General features: G+C 38.0%; 17 protein-coding genes. 4 read left to right on the forward strand and 13 right to left on the reverse strand.

What is annotated here, in order from left to right; translation table 11 throughout:
- Positions 1-171: 171 nt before the first annotated feature.
- From U859_RS0123925 to U859_RS0123970, 9 genes are all read right to left on the reverse strand, one after another.
- Positions 172-1,497, reverse strand: coding sequence for a calcium-binding protein (locus U859_RS0123925; RefSeq protein ID WP_025145800.1), 1,326 nt, complete (start codon positions 1,495-1,497; stop codon positions 172-174).
- Position 1,498: 1 nt separating this feature from the next.
- On the reverse strand, positions 1,499-2,077 hold the full coding sequence (locus U859_RS0123930; RefSeq protein ID WP_025145801.1) for a redoxin domain-containing protein: 579 nt from the start codon (positions 2,075-2,077) through the stop codon (positions 1,499-1,501).
- A gap of 59 nt (positions 2,078-2,136) precedes the next feature.
- A complete protein-coding gene (locus U859_RS0123935; RefSeq protein ID WP_025145802.1) occupies positions 2,137-3,855 on the reverse strand; it encodes a SusD/RagB family nutrient-binding outer membrane lipoprotein in 1,719 nt (572 codons plus the stop codon).
- 26 nt (positions 3,856-3,881) lie between these two features.
- Positions 3,882-7,196, reverse strand: coding sequence for a SusC/RagA family TonB-linked outer membrane protein (locus tag U859_RS0123940; protein ID WP_205314434.1), 3,315 nt, complete (start codon positions 7,194-7,196; stop codon positions 3,882-3,884).
- A 363-nt stretch (positions 7,197-7,559) separates the two neighbouring features.
- A complete protein-coding gene (lepB, locus tag U859_RS0123950) occupies positions 7,560-8,753 on the reverse strand; it encodes a signal peptidase I (protein WP_025145804.1) in 1,194 nt (397 codons plus the stop codon).
- Between the two features lie 122 nt (positions 8,754-8,875).
- A complete protein-coding gene (dapB, locus tag U859_RS0123955; protein WP_025145805.1) occupies positions 8,876-9,610 on the reverse strand; it encodes a 4-hydroxy-tetrahydrodipicolinate reductase in 735 nt (244 codons plus the stop codon).
- Between the two features lie 111 nt (positions 9,611-9,721).
- Positions 9,722-10,384: a DUF5683 domain-containing protein gene (locus U859_RS0123960; RefSeq protein ID WP_025145806.1), complete on the reverse strand. Its 663-nt coding sequence runs from the start codon at positions 10,382-10,384 to the stop codon at positions 9,722-9,724.
- Positions 10,385-10,431: 47 nt separating this feature from the next.
- Positions 10,432-11,340: a ParB/RepB/Spo0J family partition protein gene (locus U859_RS0123965; protein ID WP_025145807.1), complete on the reverse strand. Its 909-nt coding sequence runs from the start codon at positions 11,338-11,340 to the stop codon at positions 10,432-10,434.
- Positions 11,341-11,347: 7 nt separating this feature from the next.
- A complete protein-coding gene (locus tag U859_RS0123970) occupies positions 11,348-12,151 on the reverse strand; it encodes a ParA family protein (RefSeq protein ID WP_025145808.1) in 804 nt (267 codons plus the stop codon).
- Between the two features lie 181 nt (positions 12,152-12,332).
- Here U859_RS0123970 and U859_RS0123975 point away from each other — a divergent pair, with 181 nt between their 5' ends.
- Complete coding sequence (locus tag U859_RS0123975) at positions 12,333-12,854, forward strand: NADPH-dependent FMN reductase (protein WP_025145809.1); 522 nt, start codon at positions 12,333-12,335, stop codon at positions 12,852-12,854.
- A gap of 1,584 nt (positions 12,855-14,438) precedes the next feature.
- The gene (locus tag U859_RS0123985; RefSeq protein WP_025145811.1) at positions 14,439-16,190 is read left to right on the forward strand and encodes an ATP-binding protein; all 1,752 of its coding nucleotides are present in this window, start codon (positions 14,439-14,441) and stop codon (positions 16,188-16,190) included.
- A gap of 172 nt (positions 16,191-16,362) precedes the next feature.
- Here U859_RS0123985 and U859_RS0123990 read toward each other — a convergent pair whose 3' ends face one another.
- The 4 genes from U859_RS0123990 to U859_RS0124005 form a co-directional block, all read right to left on the reverse strand.
- On the reverse strand, positions 16,363-16,839 hold the full coding sequence (locus U859_RS0123990) for an acyl-CoA thioesterase (protein ID WP_025145812.1): 477 nt from the start codon (positions 16,837-16,839) through the stop codon (positions 16,363-16,365).
- A 284-nt stretch (positions 16,840-17,123) separates the two neighbouring features.
- A complete protein-coding gene (locus tag U859_RS0123995) occupies positions 17,124-19,268 on the reverse strand; it encodes a glycoside hydrolase family 97 protein (protein WP_025145813.1) in 2,145 nt (714 codons plus the stop codon).
- 186 nt (positions 19,269-19,454) lie between these two features.
- Positions 19,455-20,708: a DUF2130 domain-containing protein gene (locus U859_RS0124000; protein ID WP_025145814.1), complete on the reverse strand. Its 1,254-nt coding sequence runs from the start codon at positions 20,706-20,708 to the stop codon at positions 19,455-19,457.
- An 88-nt stretch (positions 20,709-20,796) separates the two neighbouring features.
- Positions 20,797-21,177 (reverse strand): OsmC family protein, encoded by a 381-nt coding sequence (locus U859_RS0124005; protein ID WP_029986110.1) that lies wholly within the window; start codon positions 21,175-21,177, stop codon positions 20,797-20,799.
- A 114-nt stretch (positions 21,178-21,291) separates the two neighbouring features.
- Here U859_RS0124005 and U859_RS0124010 point away from each other — a divergent pair, with 114 nt between their 5' ends.
- Both U859_RS0124010 and U859_RS0124015 read left to right on the forward strand, forming a co-directional pair.
- Complete coding sequence (locus tag U859_RS0124010; protein ID WP_025145815.1) at positions 21,292-21,657, forward strand: YtxH domain-containing protein; 366 nt, start codon at positions 21,292-21,294, stop codon at positions 21,655-21,657.
- 115 nt (positions 21,658-21,772) lie between these two features.
- Complete coding sequence (locus tag U859_RS0124015) at positions 21,773-22,519, forward strand: YdcF family protein (protein ID WP_025145816.1); 747 nt, start codon at positions 21,773-21,775, stop codon at positions 22,517-22,519.
- Positions 22,520-22,697 lie beyond the last annotated feature (178 nt).

Raw genomic sequence — 22,697 nt, forward strand, 5'->3', positions numbered from 1 at the left:
AATAAATCAACTTTATAATTTTTTTAAAAAGAAATAAATTCTTAATAAAAATATATTTAAGATCAATTACTCATAATTATTTCTGAAAAGAGAAGTTAAAGCCTTTCAGGATGAAAAAGACAGGTTTGATCTAATTATCTCAAACAAATGAATTATGATTGTTTAAGCGGATCAGGGAGGTGTTTGCATATCTAGTACTTTATTTTCATCCCCATCTTCGTATTTTAAGAATACTAAAAGCATGGTTAACATTTCGTCTGTTGATTTCATGTCATTAGCTGAAAAAACCATTTTCGGAGGGTTATTTGGATTATTGGGATTGTTTTTTGTGTTGTCATAAGTACCTTCAATGGTTAGAACTGATCCTTTAGGTACTTTGATCAACTTTTTGAAACGGTAAATTTCCTGCCACCTAAAATCCCATGAAGGAATTGATACCAGCTTGATTGTATCTCCAGCAGCAGTAACGGCATAAGATTTAAAGTCTTTACCTAAGAGGTGCATGTGCGGCCAGATATAAAGCAGTGACTGATCTTGTGGCGTTAAGATTTTAAGATTAAATTTTTTCACAGAATCAGCCTGGATCATAAAATAAGGATCGATCGAGCTCTCGCCTACACCACCAGAACCTAAACTAACTACATTTACTACCCGTTTAACTGGTGTATCTTTAAAAAAGAAATTAATGCCCGAAATATCTTCTTCATTTTTTGCAACAGGTGCATAATGAATGGTAAGCAAAATAACACCACGCTTTGGCATTACCCAACCTAAATCAGCAGGATATGATTCGAACGAAGTGCCCGGAATCCATCCCCCATAATAAGTCATATCCTTTTTAAACGGAAGGTACTGATCGTAATTTGTCCTCGAATCGTCGGTTAGGTTCACGAAATCGGCTGCCTGTTTAGTATCGATATCATCAGCTACAGGGTGTATAGCAAAATTAGCATGATGGATAATTTTTTTATTGGTAGAAACAAATTCTATAGCAGCTACATTTTTAGCAGAAGCCATTTCGAAAGGGATCTTAAAAACGATAAAACGCTCCTCGTTATCGCCTTTCACCTCAAATGGTTTGCTAACCTTTACGGTCATATCTGGTTTTCTTACATATTGTGTTCCCGGAATAAGTTGATCTATAACCGCTTCTTTTTCCTTATTTATCCCTTCTGGTGCATTATTATCTATCCAATTTATAATTGTTTTCTTTTCACGATCACTTAAAGAACGATCATTCGCGAACATGCGGTAATGATTATCGGGTTTCCAGGGTGGCATAAATCCTGAGGATACCACATCCCTTATAAATGATGTTCTTTTAGCAACATCAGCATAAGTTAATAAAGAAAACGGACCTGCTTCGCCCGGACGATGACAAGGTGCACATTTACTGCGGATTATTGGTGCAATGTGCTCATAATAAGTGATTTTTTGACTGTACGAATTCTCAAAAAAACAGCAAAATAAGAGAACAGTAATGATTTTATTAAGCATACTAAAGATCGTTAATGAGACAGCCTAAGGGGGCGGTTTCCATGTATTTATAGCTAGTCGTTTTTATTTGATCAAGGGCATCATCCAAATAATGATCGGTAATCACTTTTCTTTTTACACCAAGTTTTGCTTGCCAGTTATCTATTAACCCTCTATACCTTAGGTTTCCCTTTTCATCTATCACAATTGCTTCCGGCGTAACTTTAGCCTTCAGCACTTTTGTTAATGTTTTATTCTTATCTAAATAAATATCAAAGACAGCTTTATAGTCTTCAGCAAATTGCCTGATATCTGGTAGCGTATAACTTTTCCCGGGCACAACTCCTACAATATTTACCTGAGGATACTTTTTAACTAATTCATTTAATGTAAGCATGTAATTTTTGCAGAGAGGGCATTCTGGCGATATAAATATAAATGCAGTATTCGTTTTTAATACAGCCGTTGTTTTACCATTTACATTAACAATATTGCTAGTTTTAATTTGCTCCCAAAGCAATTTATTGGGTAAGGCAACCTGTCCGAAAGAACTTGTTTGAGCACAAAAAACTATTAAAACTAAGGTTATAAGTAATTTCATAATACAAAAAGAACTCCTAAATTACATTAGGAGTTCTGTTAATTTATATAAATATATTTTTATTTTTTGTCCCACCAAACTCTGCCGGTGATATCACTTGGTCCTTGACCGAAATCAGGATCAGCCTGCATTAATTTGTAAGCATCAACAATATTCTGGTAGTTTAAATTGGTTGGTGCAGGGAATGGCAAACTTGCTCTTCTTGGAATAACCTGTTCTGTTCCACTAGCCATTATTTTCTCTAACTTAAGTACAGTAGTTGAATTAGGCATGCCTGTTCTTTTATAAATAGCCCACGCTTCGTTAGGCTGCTTAAAGAAGTTTAAATAAGCTTGCCCGATAATTTGATCTAAGCCTTTGCTCGCATCATATTTGATGTCTGCCTTAGCCATATAATTAGAAATCTCAGCAGGGCTTACAGCAACGTAGCTTAATGCGCCTGTTCTATCTACAATTTGAGCTTTATTCGCCAGGTCATCGTAAAAAGATATTGATGCGGTTACACCTTTGTTATACCAGTCTTCTGCAGACTCTGTAGTTACATTTCTTGCAGCTAATTCTGCCCTCATAAAACAAACATCAGCATAGGTAATTATTGGAAACGCATTCATCCCCTTCCCTCCATTTTCACCTGCGGCAAACAATCTTGGCTGAATAAACGATAAAGAATCCATGGTCTGGTTAACCGTTTGATTGGTAGCATTAACAACAGAAATACTAATATTATTAAAGAAGTTTGCAAATGCAGGACTAGATGAAGCATCAGGACTAGATGGAACACCATAAAATCTTCTCGTATCAAATACAGAACTGGCAGCTATTTTATTCTGCGCCTTTGCAAGGTCAAAATTAGCTCTGGTAAATGAATTCTCTTGATAAAATAATCGAATACGAGGATCTGAATTGGTATACATAAAATCTACCACTTGCTTTGGTGCCCTTAAACCTCCTGCAGACCAATCGCCTCCATCAGCATAAGTTGCATTGGCTCTAAATACCCAACCATCGGCGGCACTGTTAATTAAACCCCCTGGAGCAGCAAGAATCTCCAAAACTTTAGTTTTCATTTTAGCTGGATCTCTTTTCATTAATCGCATAGCCATACGTAAGCGCGCTGAATTAGCTACTTTAATCCAGTTGGCAACCGCACCTTGGTAAAAAAGATCGTTTTCGGCCAACGAGGTTTGCGCAACGGGCTGGGATGTGCTTAAAATCGTTACCGAATTTTTTAATTGTGTATCTAATATTTCAAACAGTGATTCCTGAGTATTGTATTTCGGTGTTTCTGTACCGCCATACCTTAACATAAATGCTTCGGTGTAAGCTAAACTTCCAGTTACATCAGAAACATAAAAAGCATAGTAAGCCTTAACTATACGGGCTATTTCTACCTGATATATTCTTTTTGCCTGTTCTTCAGCAGGTAATTTTTTAATCAACTGCTCCATATCTGTTAGATTACCACCAACTTTGGGATAAAAATTATTATACCTAACATTTCTGAAGTTTGCAGCATCTGATATAAATGTGACACTATTTCCGTTTAGGGGTGTTACCATTTGCATCCACGGCATAATGGCTCTAAAATTATCATAATAGTATTCGAACCGATCGCCATGCATATTTAGGATCGAATTCATGAATTGCTGTTGAGGCGTTATTAAATCTATAATTTGTGGATTGGTATTCAGTTCTACAAATTGATCTTTTTTACATGATGATATAGAAAACCCGATTAACACAGTTAGCATCAGGGCTATTTTATTTGTCGTTTTCATTTTTATTTTCTTTAAATGTTAATCCCTTATAATGCTGCCCTTACCGAAAAAGCAAATGTACGTACATACGGCATACCACCATATTCGGCAAATGAACCAGCGCTATTACTAAATAAACCTTCAGGATTTAAATGATCGGGTAAACTATTATAGATGTAAAATAAATTTCTTGCAGTTACACCAAAATTAACCTGTTTGAAGTTAATTTTATCAGTGAACTTTTTAGGGAGTGTGTAACCTAAAGAAACTTCTCTTAAAGCTACCCAGCTATTTTCGAAAGTTGAGTATTCTCTAATACCAGTAGACCACTGTGTTAACCTGGCGTAGTAAATCCTTGCGCTTACCGGTTGTATTAGGCCTTTATCAACTGCTTGCTGAAAAGTTAGTCCAGTTACATTAACGTTGTTTAATATGGTTCCTTTAGCAAACACACCTTCAGGAATGATACCATCATTGGCAATTACTGCTCCGGAAGCATCTTTTCTTGGTAAACCACCAAAATCTGCTGAGCGGCCAAATAATGTACTTTCGAATGCGCCAAAGTTAGTTCCATATTGATGAGTACCAGAAGCCAATAATCCACCCACTTTAGCATCAATCTGGAAACCTAAATTAAAATTCTTAAAACGGATATTATTGATAGAACTTGCATTAAATTTCTCCATCATACTACCCAAGTTTTTATTACCCTGTCCAGCATCACTACTTCTAAAATAACTACCATTGGCTTTTAGTAATTTTTGACCATTGTTAGGATCATCAATGTTATTGCCCTGTGCATCGGTAGCCTGGTAAGTTGCATAGCCATATCCTGTATAAATACTTCCATATTCCTGACCTGCAACAGCAACCGATGTCATATCAGCACCAAAAGCATAACCAAGTGTATATGAATCAACACCAGGAGCCAGAGAGATAATTTTATTCCTGTTTCTTGCAAAGTTTATTGAAGATGTCCATTCAAGGTTTCTAGTCTTGATAGGAGTTCCGGTTAACATGATCTCAATACCTTTGTTTTGAATGTTACCTGCGCCTAATATTCTTCTTTGTACACCTGTTTCTGGTGGTACATCCAATGAAAGAATTTGCTGGGTTGTGTTCTTTTTGTAAAATGAGAAATCAATACCTAAACGGTCTTTAAAGAACCTCAATTCAGTTCCTATTTCAAATTCTTTTGATAATTCGTTCTTAAGATTATTATTTCCTAACACATATTCTTCAAAACCATAACGAGGGATCTGCTTTCCGTTCTCATCAGTGTAAGTTCCTAAAAATTTATACTTGCCAGTACTTGTTTTATAAGGTGTGGTTCCCATACCGGTGTAACCAAAGTTTGCTCTTAATTTACCATAAGACAGAAAATCAAATCCTGGTTTATTTTTTAATGATTCGGAAAATACGTAAGCTAAACCAAAAGAAGGATAAATATATCCATAATCGCCATGACCATCAGGATAAGTTAAAGTAGATGACCAATCTTTTCTAACACTAAAGTTTAATGTTAGCATATTTTTATAGGTTAAATCGCCATAAGTATATATTGCATCAGTTCTTTGACTACCATCTAAACTTATATCGGTAATCGGATTATTTACAGAATTGCCAATATAAAATTCTCCTGGATCTTTCAAACCACCATCTGTTCTCGTTTTGGTATAGTTGTTACCAAAATCCTTTGCTGTTTCGGCTCCAACACTCATATTAAAATCAAAGTCTGCGCCAAATTTCTTATTCCCGTTTAATAAAAACTGGAATCTGGTACTTTTTTGACTTGCTTGAACAAGAGCATATTCTCCACCGCTGAAACCAACACCTGTACCAATGTTTTTTGTTTCACCGTTAGTATTAACCTGATTTATATTTCCTCTTACCAAAGCATTTAACCAAGGTGTAATGTTAGCTTTAACATCCACATTCCCCCTGAAAACATTTTCGCGTTGTTTGACATTTTTTTCATTAATACCAAACCATAAACCGGCTAAGCCATAAGCATCTTCATTTGCTGAAAGTACGCCTCCATTAACCGGATCAATATATTTGTTCTTCCAATAGTTGGTATCATAGCTTCTAGGATTTCCATATACCAATGCAAATAATGGATTATCACCATTACTCTGATTAATAGGATTAAAGCTATTGCTAATAGTATAATTTACGCCTGCGTTAATTTCGAAGATTTTACCAAATTTACGCGATCCTCTAAAATCAATCGCATCACGATCGAATTTATTGTTTGGAAGAATACCTGTGCTGTATAACTTTGAATAAGATAACCTGAATGTTCCATTTTCATCTCCACCCTGAAATGCCAAATTTGAATTGCTATAGTTACCTAATTTATAAGCATCCAACAGGTTATTCGGCTGAGCATTCCAATTGATCATTCTGCCATCTATATCTTTAACCAGGCTACCATCAAAACGAGGTCCAAAACTCCAAAAATAATTGGCTGCATCAACAGCAGGGATACCAGAGGCATCTTTAGTAAAAGTTGGATTAATACCTGCACCAAATTCATTCTGTAAATCCATTGTTCTGTAAGCTTGTTCAATGGTTTGAGTATGTGAGAATGAAATACCTAAACCCTGGCCGCCTTTACCTTTTTTAGAGGTAATTAAGAGCACTCCGTTTTGAGCCCTTGAGCCATAAAGTGAACTTGCCGCAGCACCTTTTAAAACAGTGATACTTTCATAATCATCCGCGTTAAGATTTTTCATAATATTACCAAAATCCTGAGGTGAGTTACCATAAGAATCAGCACCTGTAACGCCAGGCTGAATAAGAACCCCATCAATAACAACCAAAGGCTGTGTATTTGGACTTAAAGATGAGTTACCTCTGATTCTGATCCTAGAAGATGACTGCGGACCTCCAGAACCCTGATTGATCATCACACCGGCAACTTTACCTTGTAAAGCATTTACAATATTCTGTTCATTTGCGCGAACAAGGTCGTCTCCTTTAACTTCCTGGATAGAATAGCTTAATTTTCTGGCTTCTTTTTTTACACCAAAACCTGTGGTTACCGTAACCTCTTCCAATGCTTTGGAATCTTCTTTTAAAGAAATATTGAAATTTTTGTTGTTACCAACCGGCATTTCTTGACGCAAGAAACCAACGGCAGAGAAAACAAGTGTTTCGTTACTGGAAGCGCTGATGCTAAATTTACCATTTCCATCAGTTTGTGTGGCTTTTTGAGTGCCCTTTACAGAAACGTTCGCTCCAGGCAGCGGCCCTGACGAATCCTTTACGGTTCCTGTAATAATAGTTTGTGCATGAGCTGCAATTGCAAAAAACGTAAGCAAAAGCATACTCAAACATTTAAAGTACATTTTCTTCATGTTTGAAATATTAGTTAAATAAATTGTTTGGGTTTGTTGGTTTTTGGATTTTCTGATTTTGGACGATTTAAGATTTATATAATAAAATTAGACACCATAAATGACCTCCGATTTATTTTACTAAATCGATTTAAAATGCAACTAAGTCATTTAAAGGCATATCTGTTTACAGCTACGCTATAATACCTGATGATTGTATTGGATGATTGGCTTCATAAATTATAGGGGTTTGATTAGTTATAACAAACTTAATAAAAAAACACAAAACCACACTATTCTTTTTAATTTTTTTAAAAAGGTGATTTTGGCATAAAAAAGGCCTGCATAAGCAAGCCTTTTTTAAATATTTTATGAACGGATTGACTAATGGATCCCCATAAACAACCTGCTCCATCTTATTTTATGTAAGAAGGATGCGGTGCTGTCCCAGCTCATCCAAACGAACAGGGCTTTACCCACAATATGGTCTTCGGGTACAAAACCCCAATAGCGCGAATCTGCAGAGTTATGACGGTTATCGCCCATCATCCAATAATAATCCATTTTAAAGGTATAGGTGGTAGCTGGTTTATCATTAATATACCAAACACCTGCTTTTTGTTCTACTTTGTTTCCTTCGTAAGTTCTGATGGCCCTGTAATAAAGCGGCATGGTAGTGCTATCAATTTTAACTGTCCATCCTTTTGAAGGGATTTTGATTGGCCCAAAGTTATCCCTGTTCCACGCCCTGTTCGGATCGTTAGGAAAAACACCGCCTTGTACAGGTCCCGGAGCATCAGGACTTAAAGTTACCGATTTTACGAAATCGAAGGTTTTCAGTTTTTCTACAATTTCTGGCGAAGCATCAACAATATAGGTATTGGTGGCAACTGCAGGCGAATTCCCTAAGTTCAGGTTAAATTCATCAAGTGCAGCGTAGTTAAAATCCATGGTTTTAAACTCGATGCGGTAAGGCATCATCCCGGTATTTTTTAAGGGCTCGTTTTTACCGTTTACATTGGCAATACCATTGCTCATCGAAATTACATCGCCAGGAATACCGATACAACGTTTAATAAAGTTTTCACGCTTATCAACCGGACGATCTATTATCGTAAAAGTGCTCCTCACCTGCTGACGGCCTAAGCTTCGTTCTAATGCATAATAGCTTTCTGCCTGATTTTCGACTGCAACGGTATCTCCTTCAGGGAAGTTGAATACCACTACATCATTTCTTTTAATTTTAGATAAACCCGGTAAACGGTGGTATTTCCATTGTACGCCATCCCAATAAGCTTTGGTAGAAGTAGTTAAAGGCATGGTGTGGTGTGCAAAAGGAAAAGCAACGGGTGTCATCGGGATACGGGCACCATAGTTTACTTTACTTACAAAAAGAAAATCACCGATCAGTAACGATCTTTCCATGGAGCCAGACGGAATAGTATAAGCTTCTATAAAGAAAACGCGGATAATGGTTGCGGCTACAACTGCAAAAACAATGGCATCTACCCACTCGCGGGTTTTAGATTTTTTCTTTTTTGTGGCATCCTTTTTTCTCTGCCAGAATTTGTAATTCATATATCTTAATTTTGGTCCGCGATCAACTTAATCGGCTACCCCCCTGGTATCTTAATTGGTTAATTGTATAAACTGGTTAATCGGTTAACTGAAAACTACCAATTGTTAACTGAAAAAGTCTCTTATTCAAAAATATCGGTAATGTTAAAAAACCCTTTTTTATCTTTTACCCACTCTGCTGCCACTACTGCCCCTAAAGCAAAGCCTGCCCTGTTGTGTGCCGTATGTTTAATTTCAATCTCATCCACTTCGCTACTGTAAATTACGGTATGTGTACCCGGGATATTTTCGATCCTGTGCGATTCGATGAGCAACTGTTCGGCTTTTGGAAACAGTTCAACATCTGTTCCCACCACCTCATTTAACCATTCCTGTTTTCTATCCAGGTTATCTACAATGCCTTCGGCCAGGGTAATGGCTGTACCGCTTGGTGCATCGAGCTTTTGAGTATGGTGAATTTCTTCTACCTGAACCTCGTAAGCCGGATAATTATTCATCAGTTTGGCCAAAGTTTGGTTCAACTTAAAAAATAAATTAACGCCGATACTAAAGTTAGACCCATAAAGCAATGTATTGTTACTGTTGCTGCAATCATCTTTTACTTCCTGCAGTTTACCATACCAACCAGTGGTACCTACTACTACCGGAACATTGGCATCAAAACAGGCATCAATATTTTTCAGCACTGAATCAGGCGTGCTGAAATCAATTGCTACATCTGCCGATTTTAAATTTTGCCTGCTTAAATCTTCCTGATTATCAACTGTGATTTTTAAAACGACTTCGTGACCGCGTTCAAGGGCAAATTTCTCAATAATCTGACCCATTTTGCCGTAACCTAAAAGCGCAATTTTCATTTCTTTATATTTATTTTCTTTTTTGTAATTGATTTAAACCTTTAATGCTTTAAAGGTAATAAAAGCATTAAGATTTCATATTGATCAGCAGAAATCATTTATTTTATTACATTAAAAAGTGAGGGAGAGCTTTAACGCGGGCGTTGCATTGAAACCATACATGGTATCAGAACCGATTACCGATGGCATTACCTTAAATGAAAGGTTGTTATCGATATTAAAAAAGTGCAAACGTGCAGCTACATAAGCATCGATAATATTGGCTGCATATAGCAGTCCGTAAGAAAAGTAAACAATCTGCGAATTCCGCTTATATAAACTTTTCCCATCCAGAATGCCCTGATTGGTATATTGTGTTAAATCTAACTTTTTGCCGGGATTTTGTTCACGGTATTGTGCTTCTGCCAAAAAGCGGCTATAATTTTTCCTGCTATCCATAAGGGATAAAGTAAGTGCTGTGGCACCACCATAAATGGCTACAATTTTTCCACCGGTATACAGTTTCTGAAATACCTGATTTTTGCCTGCCCGTGTACCATAACCATCGCTCAATAGCTGGATATTATACAACTGTCCCCAACCTGGTATCAGCATCGATCTAAAAACAGCTTTCCTACCGGCAACTTTACCGGGATTTACATATTTAGCCTTTAAAGAGTCCTTTCTGGTTAAAGGCTTCCTGGCCGTGTCTAAAGATTTGGTCAGTTTTACTTTTGAAGTATCAGCAGGTTTTAATACCGTATCCTTCACCTGCGCCGAGGCAAGGTTTACCATAAAAAATGTAAATAGAGAAATCAGTATTAAAAGCTTAGTCCTTTGCATTACCAGTCTAATAACTCTAAAATTCTATTCAGGTCGTCATCACTCATAAAGGGGATTTCGATCGCCCCTTTACCATTCTGACTCACTTTTAACTTTACGCGGGTAGCAAATTTAGAAGCCAGATCGTCCTGTAGTTTCTGATATTGAAAAGAAACTGCTCTTTCTTTTTGTTTCTCGCTTGCAGGTAAAGGAATATGCTGCAGATTGCGCACAATTTCCTCTACTTTACGTACCGAAAGGTTTTTATCAAGAATTTCCTGGTGGATGTACAACTGTTTATCAACGCCATCAACATTAATCAAAGCCCTTGCATGCCCCATGCTGATTTTCTGATCGCGGATTGAAGCCTGTATAGCAGGTGGAAGTTTTAACAAACGTAAATAATTGGTAACCGTTGTCCGGTTTTTACCAACACGTTCGCCCAATTGCTCCTGTTTCAAACCTACTTCATCAATCATCCGCTGGAAACTCAAAGCCACTTCGATGGCATTTAAATTTTCGCGCTGAATGTTTTCGATCAATGCCATTTCCAACATCTGCTGGTCATTGGCACTGCGGATATAAGCCGGAATTTGTGTTAAACCAGCCAGTTTCGAAGCCCTGAACCTGCGTTCGCCCGAAATTAACTGGTACTTATTGGCGCCTAATTTCCTCACCGTAATCGGCTGGATCAGGCCCTGCACTTTTATTGAATCAGCCAGTTCGTTTAAAGCTACCTGGTCAAATTCGGTACGTGGTTGATATGGATTGGTTTCAACTTCAGTTAAACTTACGTGACTGATATTGCCAATCTGCTCGGTTTCGCTCACAGCATTTACCTGCTGTTTCGGCGGATGAGAAGATTCGCTATCATCTAAAAGCGCACTTAACCCTCTTCCTAAACCTGTTTTTCGCTGAAAAGATGTCATCTATAATTTATAAAGTTGCTGTTCCAATGTTTTCTTCTTCCCTTAACAAACCGTTTTTCTTTACAATTTCGCGGGCAAGGTTAAGGTAGTTAATTGCCCCTTTACAGTTCGCATCGTGCATAATTACCGAAACGCCATAACTTGGCGCTTCACTTAAACGGGTATTACGCTGAATAATGGTATCAAAAACCAGTTCGTTAAAGTGTGTTTTCACCTCTTCTACCACCTGGTTCGATAAACGTAAACGCACATCGTACATGGTTAATAAAATACCTTCAATTTCTAAATCCGGATTTAAGCGGTTCTGTACAATTTTAATGGTATTTAATAATTTACCCAAACCTTCTAAAGCGAAATATTCGCATTGTACCGGGATAATAACCGAATCTGCAGCGGTTAAAGCATTAATGGTAATTAAACCCAGTGATGGAGAACAATCGATGATAATAAAATCATACTGATCTTTTATTTTTTCCAAAACCGCTTTCATTTTATACTCGCGGTTGTTCAGGTTAATCATCTCAATTTCTGCACCAACCAAATCAATGTGGGCAGGCAGTAAATCTAAATTTGGTGTATCTGTTTTCTGAATGGCCTGTAAAGGGTCAATATCATTAATAATACACTCATAAATACTATCTTTAATATTCCGGGGATCGAAACCGATTCCTGAAGTCGAATTTGCCTGAGGATCAGCATCAACCAGTAAAGTTTTGTATTCTAGAACGGCCAAACTCGCAGCCAGGTTTATAGATGAAGTTGTTTTACCAACACCACCTTTTTGATTTGCTAATGCAATAATTTTGCTCATCGTATGTATCCGAAATTTACTTAACGTTTATTTGGGCTGTGTTATTTATGCGTTTAAATTGCCAAAAAGTTCTATTTTTGCCATGTTTACGGCCTTTTTCACAATCAGCTAAGATACAAACTATATGGCAATTTTAGCAAGAAGCGCATTTGGGTTTTACACATCTTATTAACAATTATCCATGATCACAATAATAGCCGCTACCAACAGGCCCAATAGCAATACGCTAAAAGTTGCCAAATATTACCAAAGGCAACTAAAAGAAAAGGGGCTAGATACCAATTTGTTCAGTTTGGAGCACCTGCCAATTGATGTGCTCAATACCGACATGTACGGTAAAAGATCGGAAGCTTTTCAGGAAATCCAAAACATGATTTACCAGACCGAAAAATTTTTGTTTATCATGCCTGAGTATAACGGCAGTTATCCTGGCGTGCTAAAAGTGTTGATCGATGCCTGTAATTTCCCAGATAGTTTTTACGATAAGAAAGCAGCCTTGGTCGGCATTTCTTCTGGCAAATATGGCAATATCCGCGGTGTTGACCATTTTACAGGCGTTTGTCATTATATCCACCTCAACATTTTGCCGTTGCGCCTGCATATTCCAAATATTAAGGCCGAGTTAGATGCAGAAGGCAATTTCAATCATCCTGATACGATAAAATTTACCAGCGAGCAGATAGAAAAGTTCATCAATTTTTAATAAAAAGCCTTTTTTCTGCAGGCTGAAGATTGTTGTGACGTTCCGTAGGAACGATTCCTGGGTAGCCAAGTGCAAAATTGGCGTTTTCGTTCCGTAGGAACGTTTGGTGTTTTACACATTAATATATCTACAGGCCCTGCCACCTAAACCCGATGGAAGCGACACGAAGTATAGCGTACAGCGGGATTACATTAACCCAAATGCTACGGAACCTGCTTTCCAAAAAAAATGCTGGAATCTGTTTTTGAAAAGCAAAATCTGTGTTTCATAGTAACGTTGGTCCTGTTTTCCGCTCATACGCCTGCAGGCCTTAGCCACAGGGTCGGTATCCGCTTCAACCAGGTTTAAGGAACAAAAAACTGTGCTTACCCCCCCAGAAGCTTCTCTCAAAAGAAACTTCTTTCTGCACTCAGCAACCCTAAATCTTATTACAGGCCGCGCCACCTAAACCCGATGGAAGCGACACGAAGTACAGCGGGATTGCATTAACCCAAATGCTCCGGAACCTGCTTTCCAAAAAAAAATGCTAGAATCTGTTTTTGAAAAGCAAAACCTGTGTTTCATAGTAACGTTGGTCCTGTTTTCCGCTCATACGCCTGCAGGCCTTAATCACAGGGCCGGTATCCGCTTCAAGCAGGTTTAAGGAACAAAAAACTGTGCGTAAAATCCCCTGAAGCTTCTCTCAAAAGATAAACTTCTTTCTGCACTCAGCAACCCCAAATCTTATTACAGGCCCTACCACCTAAACCCGATGGAAGCGACACGAAGTATAGCGTACAGCGGGATTGCATAAACCCAAATGCTACGGAACCTGCTTTCCAAAAAAAAATGCTAGAATCTGTTTTTGAAAAGCAAAACCTGTGTTCCATAGTAACGTTAGTCCTGTTTTCCGCTCATACGCCTGCAGGCCTTAATCACAGGGCCGGTATCCGCTTCAAGCAGGTTTAAGGAACAAAAAACTGTGCGTAAAATCCCCTGAAGCTTCTCTCAAAAGATAAACTTCTTTCTGCACTCAGCAACCCAAAATCTTATTACAGGCCCTACCACCTAAACCCGATGGAAGCGACACGAAGTATAGCGTACAGCGGGATTGCATTAACACAAATGCTACGGAACCTGCTTTCCAAAAAAAAATGCAAAAATCTGTTTTTGAAAAGCAAAACCTGTGTTCCATAGTAACGTTAGTCCTGTTTTCCGCTCATACGCCTGCAGGCCTTAATCACAGGGCCGGTATCCGCTTCAACCAGGTTTAAGGAACAAAAACTGTACTTTTAAATTCAAAAACGACAGTTCAAAATGGAAAAAACCCTTTCAAAATGAAAAGGTTTTTTTTAGCTTTTTTTCGATAAAAACGAAATAAATATCATATCTAATTTAAATACAACAATTTACAAACAAACCTGATTCACTGGCATAACAATTGGCTACTGCCCGATGAGATGATATTTATTTAACCTTTGTTATGTAATTTAGTTCATCAGGAAACAGATTTAATTATAAGCTATTTTTACCACGAAAAGAGAGAAATTGCTTTGCGATCCTTCGCGAAAAACTTTGCTCCCTTTGCGGTTAAACTAAAACACCATGAAAATTAAAACCAAGCTCCGTCTCGGATTCGGGTTTCTCTTTATAATCGTATTATCCTTTGGATTGATCGCGCTCTTTTATTTAAACGAGCTATCCGATAAATCGAAAGTGATCCTTAAAGACAACTATAAATCGCTGAAATATGTTGCTGCCATGCGCAATATCATCGATCAGCACTCTTTTCCGTTAAGTGGTAAACAACAGGCCACCTTTAGCGAAAACTTAAAAAACGAGGGTAAAAATATTACCGAACCAGGAGAAAAAGCCGCTTATCAGCAATTGGAAGAGGCTTTTAAAACACTAGGAAATCCGCAACCTGAAGCTATTAAAGCAAATCGCATTAAAGATTTACGCCTGGCGCTCCAAAATATAGAGCATGTGAATATGAAAGCTATTTATGATAAAAATGAGCTGGCTAACGAAGCTTCATCAAGGGCGAACCTTTATATTATGATTGCTGCGACTTTAAGCTTTATCATTCTGTTTACTTTCATTGTTAATTTTCCGGGTTTTGTGGCCAATCCGCTGGCCGAGTTTAGTGCTGCCATTAAACAGATCAGCAGAAAGAATTACAAACAGCGCCTGCATTTCGAAAACGGCGATGAATTTACCGAACTGGCCGACTCTTTTAACGGCATGGTGGTTAAATTAAACGAATGGGAAAACAGCAATTTATCGAAGATCAAATCAGAAAAATCGCGTATCGAAGCCATTATTGCACAGATGCAGGATGCCATTATTGGCTTAAATGAAAAAGGTGAAGTGCTGTTTTTAAACCATCTGGCTGCAAAACTGATGAACCTGGATGAAGATAAGGTAATCGGACAAAATGTTGCCGAACTGATGCAGAAAAATGAGCTGTTAAAACGGATCATTAAACCTGAAACAAATGATAATACACTAAAAATTTATGCTGATGACAAGGAATCATATTTCCTTTTAGAAAACCGCGAAATCATTATTCCAAACTACGAGGAACAGGAAGAAAAAGCTTTAATTGCATCCTCAAAATCAGCCGGTAGTGTATATATACTGAAAAACATCACCCAGTTTAAAGAATTGGATGAGGCTAAAACAAACTTTATTGCAACAGTTTCGCATGAATTAAAAACACCTTTATCATCCATCAAAATGAGTTTAAAACTACTCAATGATGAACGTGTAGGTGCAATGAACGAGGAACAGCATGAGCTGCTCAATCACATTAAAGAAGATAGCGACAGACTTTTAAAAATAACCAGCGAGCTGCTCGATCTTTCGCAGGTTGAAACCGGCAACTTAAAACTCACCTTTGCCTTAACCAAACCCGAAGATATTGTGCAATATGCTATAGATGCGGTTAAATTTCAGGCCGAGCAAAAATCCATCAACCTCGAGCTCAACTGTGATAAAAATCTGCCCAATGTGAATGCCGACATCCAGAAAACGGCCTGGGTATTGGTCAACTTTTTATCTAATGCATTGCGTTACAGTTCAGAGAAATCAAAAGTGGTCATCGATGTTTTTCAAAAGGATAAATTCATTGAGTTTTCAGTAAAAGATTATGGAAAAGGGATTGATGAAAAATACCAAAAACGCCTGTTCGACCGGTATTTTCAGGTGCCTACAGATGGTCAGAACAAATCGGGATCTGGTTTGGGACTGGCTATTTCTAAAGATTTTATAGAAGCAGAACAGGGAAAAATATGGGTAGTAAGCGCTATCGGCGAAGGAAGTAAATTTTGTTTTAGTTTGCCTGTTGTAGAATAGATTCCTCATTTTTTTTACCACAGAGGACACCGAGTTTTGCACTGAGGTACACAGCATATAAAATAGATACAATAGCTGTGCGCTTAACTCGGTGTGCTCCGTGTCCTACCCTTTGTTTTCTCTGTGGTTAAACTGAAGATGATTGTGCCGTCAAACGCTCAGCGCCTTACGCTTACACAATATAAGGCTCCATTTCTTTATCAATACTTTTGCGTAATTCCATTAATTTAATGGCATAGCCATGCATCGCAATTTCTTTTTCGGTTTTTGGTTTGAAAGCTGGGATTACTTTTGGCTGTCCTTCATCATCAACTGCTACAAAAACAATAATGCAATGGGTGTTTTTCACAAAATCAGTTTGTCCAACGGGTTTAGAAAAGGCATCAACCGCAATGTGCATGCTGGTTTTACCGGTATAAATAATGCGGGCTTCCATTTTAACGAGGTGACCAATGTGCACCGGGTGAAAAAAGCGGATACCGCCCACATAAACGGTTACGCAATAACTTTGGCTCCATTGTAGTGCACAGGCAAAAGCAGCCTGGTCAATCCATTTCATCATCATACCACCATGCACTTTACCTCCATAGTTAACATCAGAAGGTTCGCTTAAAAATTGAAGTTCGATATGGTTTTTGGTTCTGGGCATGAGAATATGGCTTGATTTAAAGGTTTTGCTAAGATATTTAAAATATGGTATAATCGTGCTGTCAGATGTTACCATCTGACTGATATATAACTTTAGTGTCAGTTCCAACTGACACCACAGAATATTAACCACAGATAAAAAGGATAAATACAGATAGGGATTTGATCCGTGTTTATCTGTGTCCATCCGTGGCAAAAAAAAACAATAAAAAAGTCGTAGCGAGACGCCACGACTATAGAAGTGTCAGTTGGTAACAACTGACACCACATTTAAAAATTTCTAGCTTATTTTGCAATAATGCTAATTGCATAACCACCGCCAGGTGCACAATATTGCGTCAATTTCGTTTTACTGGTTACTTCCATTTTGCGAATGGTATAGGCTTTCGGGTTGGTTTCATAATTGGCATCCTTTGCATCAGCATAAATGGTTGCTGTATATTTTTTACCAGGATCCAGAAAACTGAAGTCGATTTTGGAAGTACGGGCTTCCTCATCATTGGTGCGACCTACATACCAATTGTTTTTTCCTTTAGCTTTACGTGCAAAAGTGATGTAATCGCCAGGTTCTGCTTCTAAAACTTTAGTATCGTCCCAATCTACTGCCACATCTTTAATAAACTGGAAGGCATCCATATACTTGTTATAAGTTTCTGGTAAATCGGCAGCCATTTGCAGTGGACTGTACATCGTAACATAAAGTGCCAGTTGACGTGCTAAAGTACTGTGTACAAAAGAGGTATTTTCAGGATTATAAGCACTTACCCTGGTTTCGAAAATACCAGGGGTATAGTCCATCGGTCCGCCGATTAAACGGGTAAATGGCAAAATAGTGGTATGATCGGCATTATTACCGCCAAACGCTTCATACTCGGTTCCCCTTGCCGATTCGTTTCCAATCAAATTCGGATAAGTACGCGCTAAACCTGTCGGGCGAACCGCCTCATGTGCATTCACCATAATTTTATATTCTGCTGCTTTTTGGATCGCATACAAATAATGGTTGTTTAACCACTGGCCATAGTGGTGCTCTCCCCTTGGGATCATATTACCTACGTAACCACTTTTAACTGCATCGTAACCATTGGCTTTCATAAATTTGTAAGCCGTATCTAAATGGCGCTCATAATTACGTACCGACGAAGAAGTTTCGTGGTGCATAATCATTTTAATGCCCTTACTTGCCGCATAACGGTGCAGTTCTTTTACATCAAAATCAGGGTAAGGGGTTACAAAATCAAACACATAATCTTTTGTTTTACCAAACCAATCTTCCCAACCTTCATTCCAGCCCTCAACCAAAACAGCATCTAAACCATTTTTAGCTGCAAAATCGATGTATTCTTTTACGTGAGCCGTATTTGCAGCATGTTTTCCATTGGGTTTCGTTTTGGCATAATCGGTTACGCCCAATTGTACACTGGTTAAATCGTTATAGGCCCAGGTGCTTTTTCCGGTGATCATTTCCCACCAAACACCAACATACTTGGTTGGTTTTATCCACGATACATCTTTGAATTTTGTAGGTTCGTTGAGGTTATAAGTAAGCTTTGAAGTTAAAATATCGCCAGCTTTATCGCTTACAATAATAGTACGCCATGGCGATAAACAAGGTGCCTGCATGTAACCTTTATCGCCAACGGCATCAGGTGTTAACCACGACTCTAAAACCATGTTTTTGTCATCGAGATTTAACGACATTAAAGAATAATTGATCAATGCAGCTTCGTGGATGTTGATGTACAAACCATCTTTACTCTTCATCATCAAAGGTGTTTGCAATCCTGTTGGTGAAAAAGTAGTTTGCGATGCATTTGGTGTTACCGCAGCTTTCATTTTACCACGAACTTCTGATAAATTTGATGTTACCGTACTGTATTCCTGCGTATCATAATCGCCCGGAAGCCAGAATGCTTTATGATCGCCAGCCAATGCAAACTGGGTTTTTTCTTCTTTAATGACGAAATAATCTAAGTTTTTTTGTTCCGGGACTTCATACCTGAATCCCAAACCGTCGTTAAACAAACGCAAACGCACAATAATATAACGGTTAGTTTCTTTTTGCGTTAAGGTTACCGCCAGTTCATTATAATGGTTTACGATTTCTTTAACCTCGCCCCAAACAGGTTTCCAGGTTTCGTTAAAAGTGCTGGTTTTGGTATCGGTGATGGAGAAACCGTTCATTAAAGATTTTCCATCTTTAAGCTCCAGTCCCAGCTTGCTGGTTTTTATAACATCTTTTCCTTTGTACTTTAAGCTATAGGTTGGTACTCCTCCTTCAGCCAAAGCAAAGCTGGCTACCAGATTGCCATCCGGCGACTTCAAATCTTTTTCGGGAACGTTCCCGAAAACATCCCCAAAAAATAGCAAAGTGCATATTAAAGTAAGGATTTTAGAGCGGTTAAAGAATTGGTTAAGTTTCTTATTCATGTTATCATTTATTTATTGTTATTACTATTTATATCACTTTGGAACTTGCAGGTTTTGTTTTTTCAACACTGAAAAGATATTCAATAAATGAGATATCAATTGATCTGTTCGTGTACTAATCCAGTCAAAAATTATTGTCCAGACCTCGCAGGTTTTTAAAACCTGCGAGGTCTATATGAACCAATATTACTCTAAAAGCAACGCATCGTCGTCGTCATCCGTTAAACTCAGCTGCACACTATCACTACCTGCAATGCCTTCTATCGAACCACGGATGTGCGTGGCGTTTAACAACACTTTTTCCAATTGTTTTTCACGGGCTTTCCATAAACGTTCCATCGCATCACGCTCCCTTTGGATAGATAACTTCATGCTCATAAAACCTTCACGGATTGCTTTCCACTGTTCTGAAAACTCCGCCCCCATCAGGTAATCGTAAAGCATGTGCATTTTATCACCACGGTTTTCCTGCGATTTCATCGCACTTGACAAACGCAAAATCCCGTCACGTAAAACATAAGCTACAGCATTTACCTCTTCGAAAGAACAGATCCAAACGCCATCACGCTGACCAAAACAATCCATACCTTTAGGGTAACATTGACTCACGATAACCGCTACATCAACACCCATGCTCCGCATGTCTTTTTTCAGTTTTTCAATCCAGTCGCCCCCAAAATCTTTGGTACGCTTACTTTCATAAATAATTTTGCCACACTCCTGCCCAAACTGGTTACGTACCACCTGCACACAATCGGCCCCGCGAACGCCTTTACCAACTTCTTCAATTAAATCGAATGGAAAATTGCTTCGCAATAATTCTTCTAAAATCAGTTCCTGTACTTCGCCCTGCAACTGCATGCTACCCTGCTCGGCCTTGCGTTTCATTTCTTCGGCCAGCTTTTTCTGATCATCGAGTTGTTTTTCCAGTTCTTTTAAACGCAACTGGTGCTCGGTATCTTTAATGCTGTTTTTTTCGGCTTCCTGCTTACGGATCTGCTCTACCAGTTCGTTACGCTGCTCCTGCATTTTACGTTGAAAAGCCAGTTCCATTTCTTCCTCTTTCACTTTCAGGCTTTCCTCTCGACGTAGAAACTCCAGTTCCTTCTCACGCGCCAATCTTAATTTTTCGGCATTATCTTTAGCAGTACCTTCCAGCATCTGTAATTTTGTTTCAAAATCAGCAGCAATGCTTTTGCGCAGGTTTTCTTCCAGATTATCTTTAAGCTTTGTTTTTTCTTCAGCCAGCTGTGTTTCGAAAGCCTTTTGTTGCTGCAGTTTTTCAGCATCTAAAGCCGCAACCTTATCCTGATATTCCTTATCTCGCTGCTTCGTAAAAGACAACATTTTTTCACGGAGCTCTTTTTTATAATCTTCGGCCATGGCTTCTTCCATCGGAAAAACATGGGCACAGTTGGGGCATTTTATTTCGGTAGGCATAAATTATTTTTTTACCGCAGCGAATTTTACGGTCTACAAAGATATTAAAGCTTTTTCAGGATTGGACAAGCGAGTTTTGCACCATTAATTAAAGCACTTTCGACCTTACTTCGTGCCCTACCGTCAAAATTTTACTCACCGGACATTTAGAAGCAATATCTTCCAGCCTGCTTTTTTGTTCTTCAGTAAGCTGTCCTGTACAGGTAATTTGTTCAAAAAATACCATTTCGCCATTTTCGGTATCGGTATTTACTTCTACCTCTATTTTATCAACCGGCCATTCCTTTCTATCTACATACATCCTTAAAGTAATGGCCACACACGATGCCAAAGAAGCCATTAACAAACCTTTTGGCGCAAAGCCTTTATGTGTTCCGCCCAATTCTATCGGCTCATCTACAATGATATCATGAGAACCATTACTTACCGAACACGCATAGTGCTCTTTATTTATTGTTGCTTTTACCATTTATCGGATATTTTAAAATATTAAACTTACCAAATTTTATGCTTTGTTGTGATTTGATTGAGATTTTACGAAACATTATAAGATAGCATTTGTTCCTTTTAAAAATGCTACGTTATGAAATACAGAAAGTTAATCGGAAAATATTTAAAGCACGAAACAGATAACAGTGCAAAAATAGCGCTTGCCCTGGTGGCCGGTTTAGCCGCAGGTGCAGTGATCAGTATTTTATTTGCGCCTGATAGCGGTGCAGGTACCCGTGGAAAAATTGCCGGTGGCGCCAGAAATCTTCGTTACGGATTTCAGGATAAATATAACCTTTTGAAAGAAAAGGTTTTTGGTGTAGAGGCCATTGAAGAAGATATTGTTGAACAAGAGATACCTCATTTTAAACACACTGTTACGAAGAAACGTAAATCGGATGTGAAAGAGATCTTGGAAAATGCGCATGAAAATGGTCAGGTTCAGGAAGGACAAGGATAAAGATTTTAATAGAAAGGTCGTCATTCCCACCTATGTAGGAATGACGACCTTTTGATCGCTTCGTTTCCCCTTATCTTTTAAACAATTTCTTAGTTTTACCGGATAATAACTGCACATGTTTTTTATCCTCTCCAAAATCTTATTATTCCTCATCAAACCAATTATCTGGGTTTTTGTACTTTTAATTTTGGCGCTTCTAACCAGGCGTCCCCAAAAAAGGAGGAAATATTTAATTTTAAGCTTAGTCTTTTTCTTCTTCTTTTCGAATGGTTTTATTGTTGGCAAAATAATAAACAGTTATGAAGCCAGTTATCCTAAAACTCAGCAATACGATGTAGGCATTGTACTTGGAGGCTTTTCGGGTCTAAACAAGCGCAATAATGAAATTGCCTTTAATGGTGCTAGCGATCGGTTATTTCAGGCCATTGCCCTGTATAAAAAAGGTACTGTTAAACAGATTTTATTGAGTAGCGGAAGCGCAAACCTGATTAATAAAGAAGTTAAGGAAGCTGATTTAGCCTTAAAATATTTAAAGTTAATCGGCATTCCCGATTCGGCCATACTGATTGAGAACCAAAGCAGAAATACCATCGAAAATGCACGGTATAGTTTAGCACTGATTGCAAAAAAGAATCCACAGGCAAAAGTTCTGGTAATTACAAGTGCCTGGCACATTCCAAGAGCAAAACTAATTTTCGACAGACAGACCAAACATAAAATTGAATATTATCCCACTAATTTTGCCGGAAATACAGCATTTGAATTCGGCGATTTCATCATCCCCAGCACATCAGCCTTAGGCGCATGGGAATTATTATTTAAAGAATGGATCGGTTTGCTTGTTGATCGTATAAGGGGTTAATTGGTTAAACGTTTAAATTGGATAATCAATAATTAATACTTAGCTCTCCTCAAACCAAAAATCAACTATTTGATTTATAACAAACTACATACAGAAGATAAACATAACAGTTATATAGCAGTATTTTAAAATTTACATTTTAAGAATGTTTTTATATACATTTTTGTATATATTTATA

Source organism: Pedobacter jeongneungensis (genome assembly GCF_000633455.1).
Taxonomy (GTDB): domain Bacteria; phylum Bacteroidota; class Bacteroidia; order Sphingobacteriales; family Sphingobacteriaceae; genus Pedobacter; species Pedobacter jeongneungensis_A.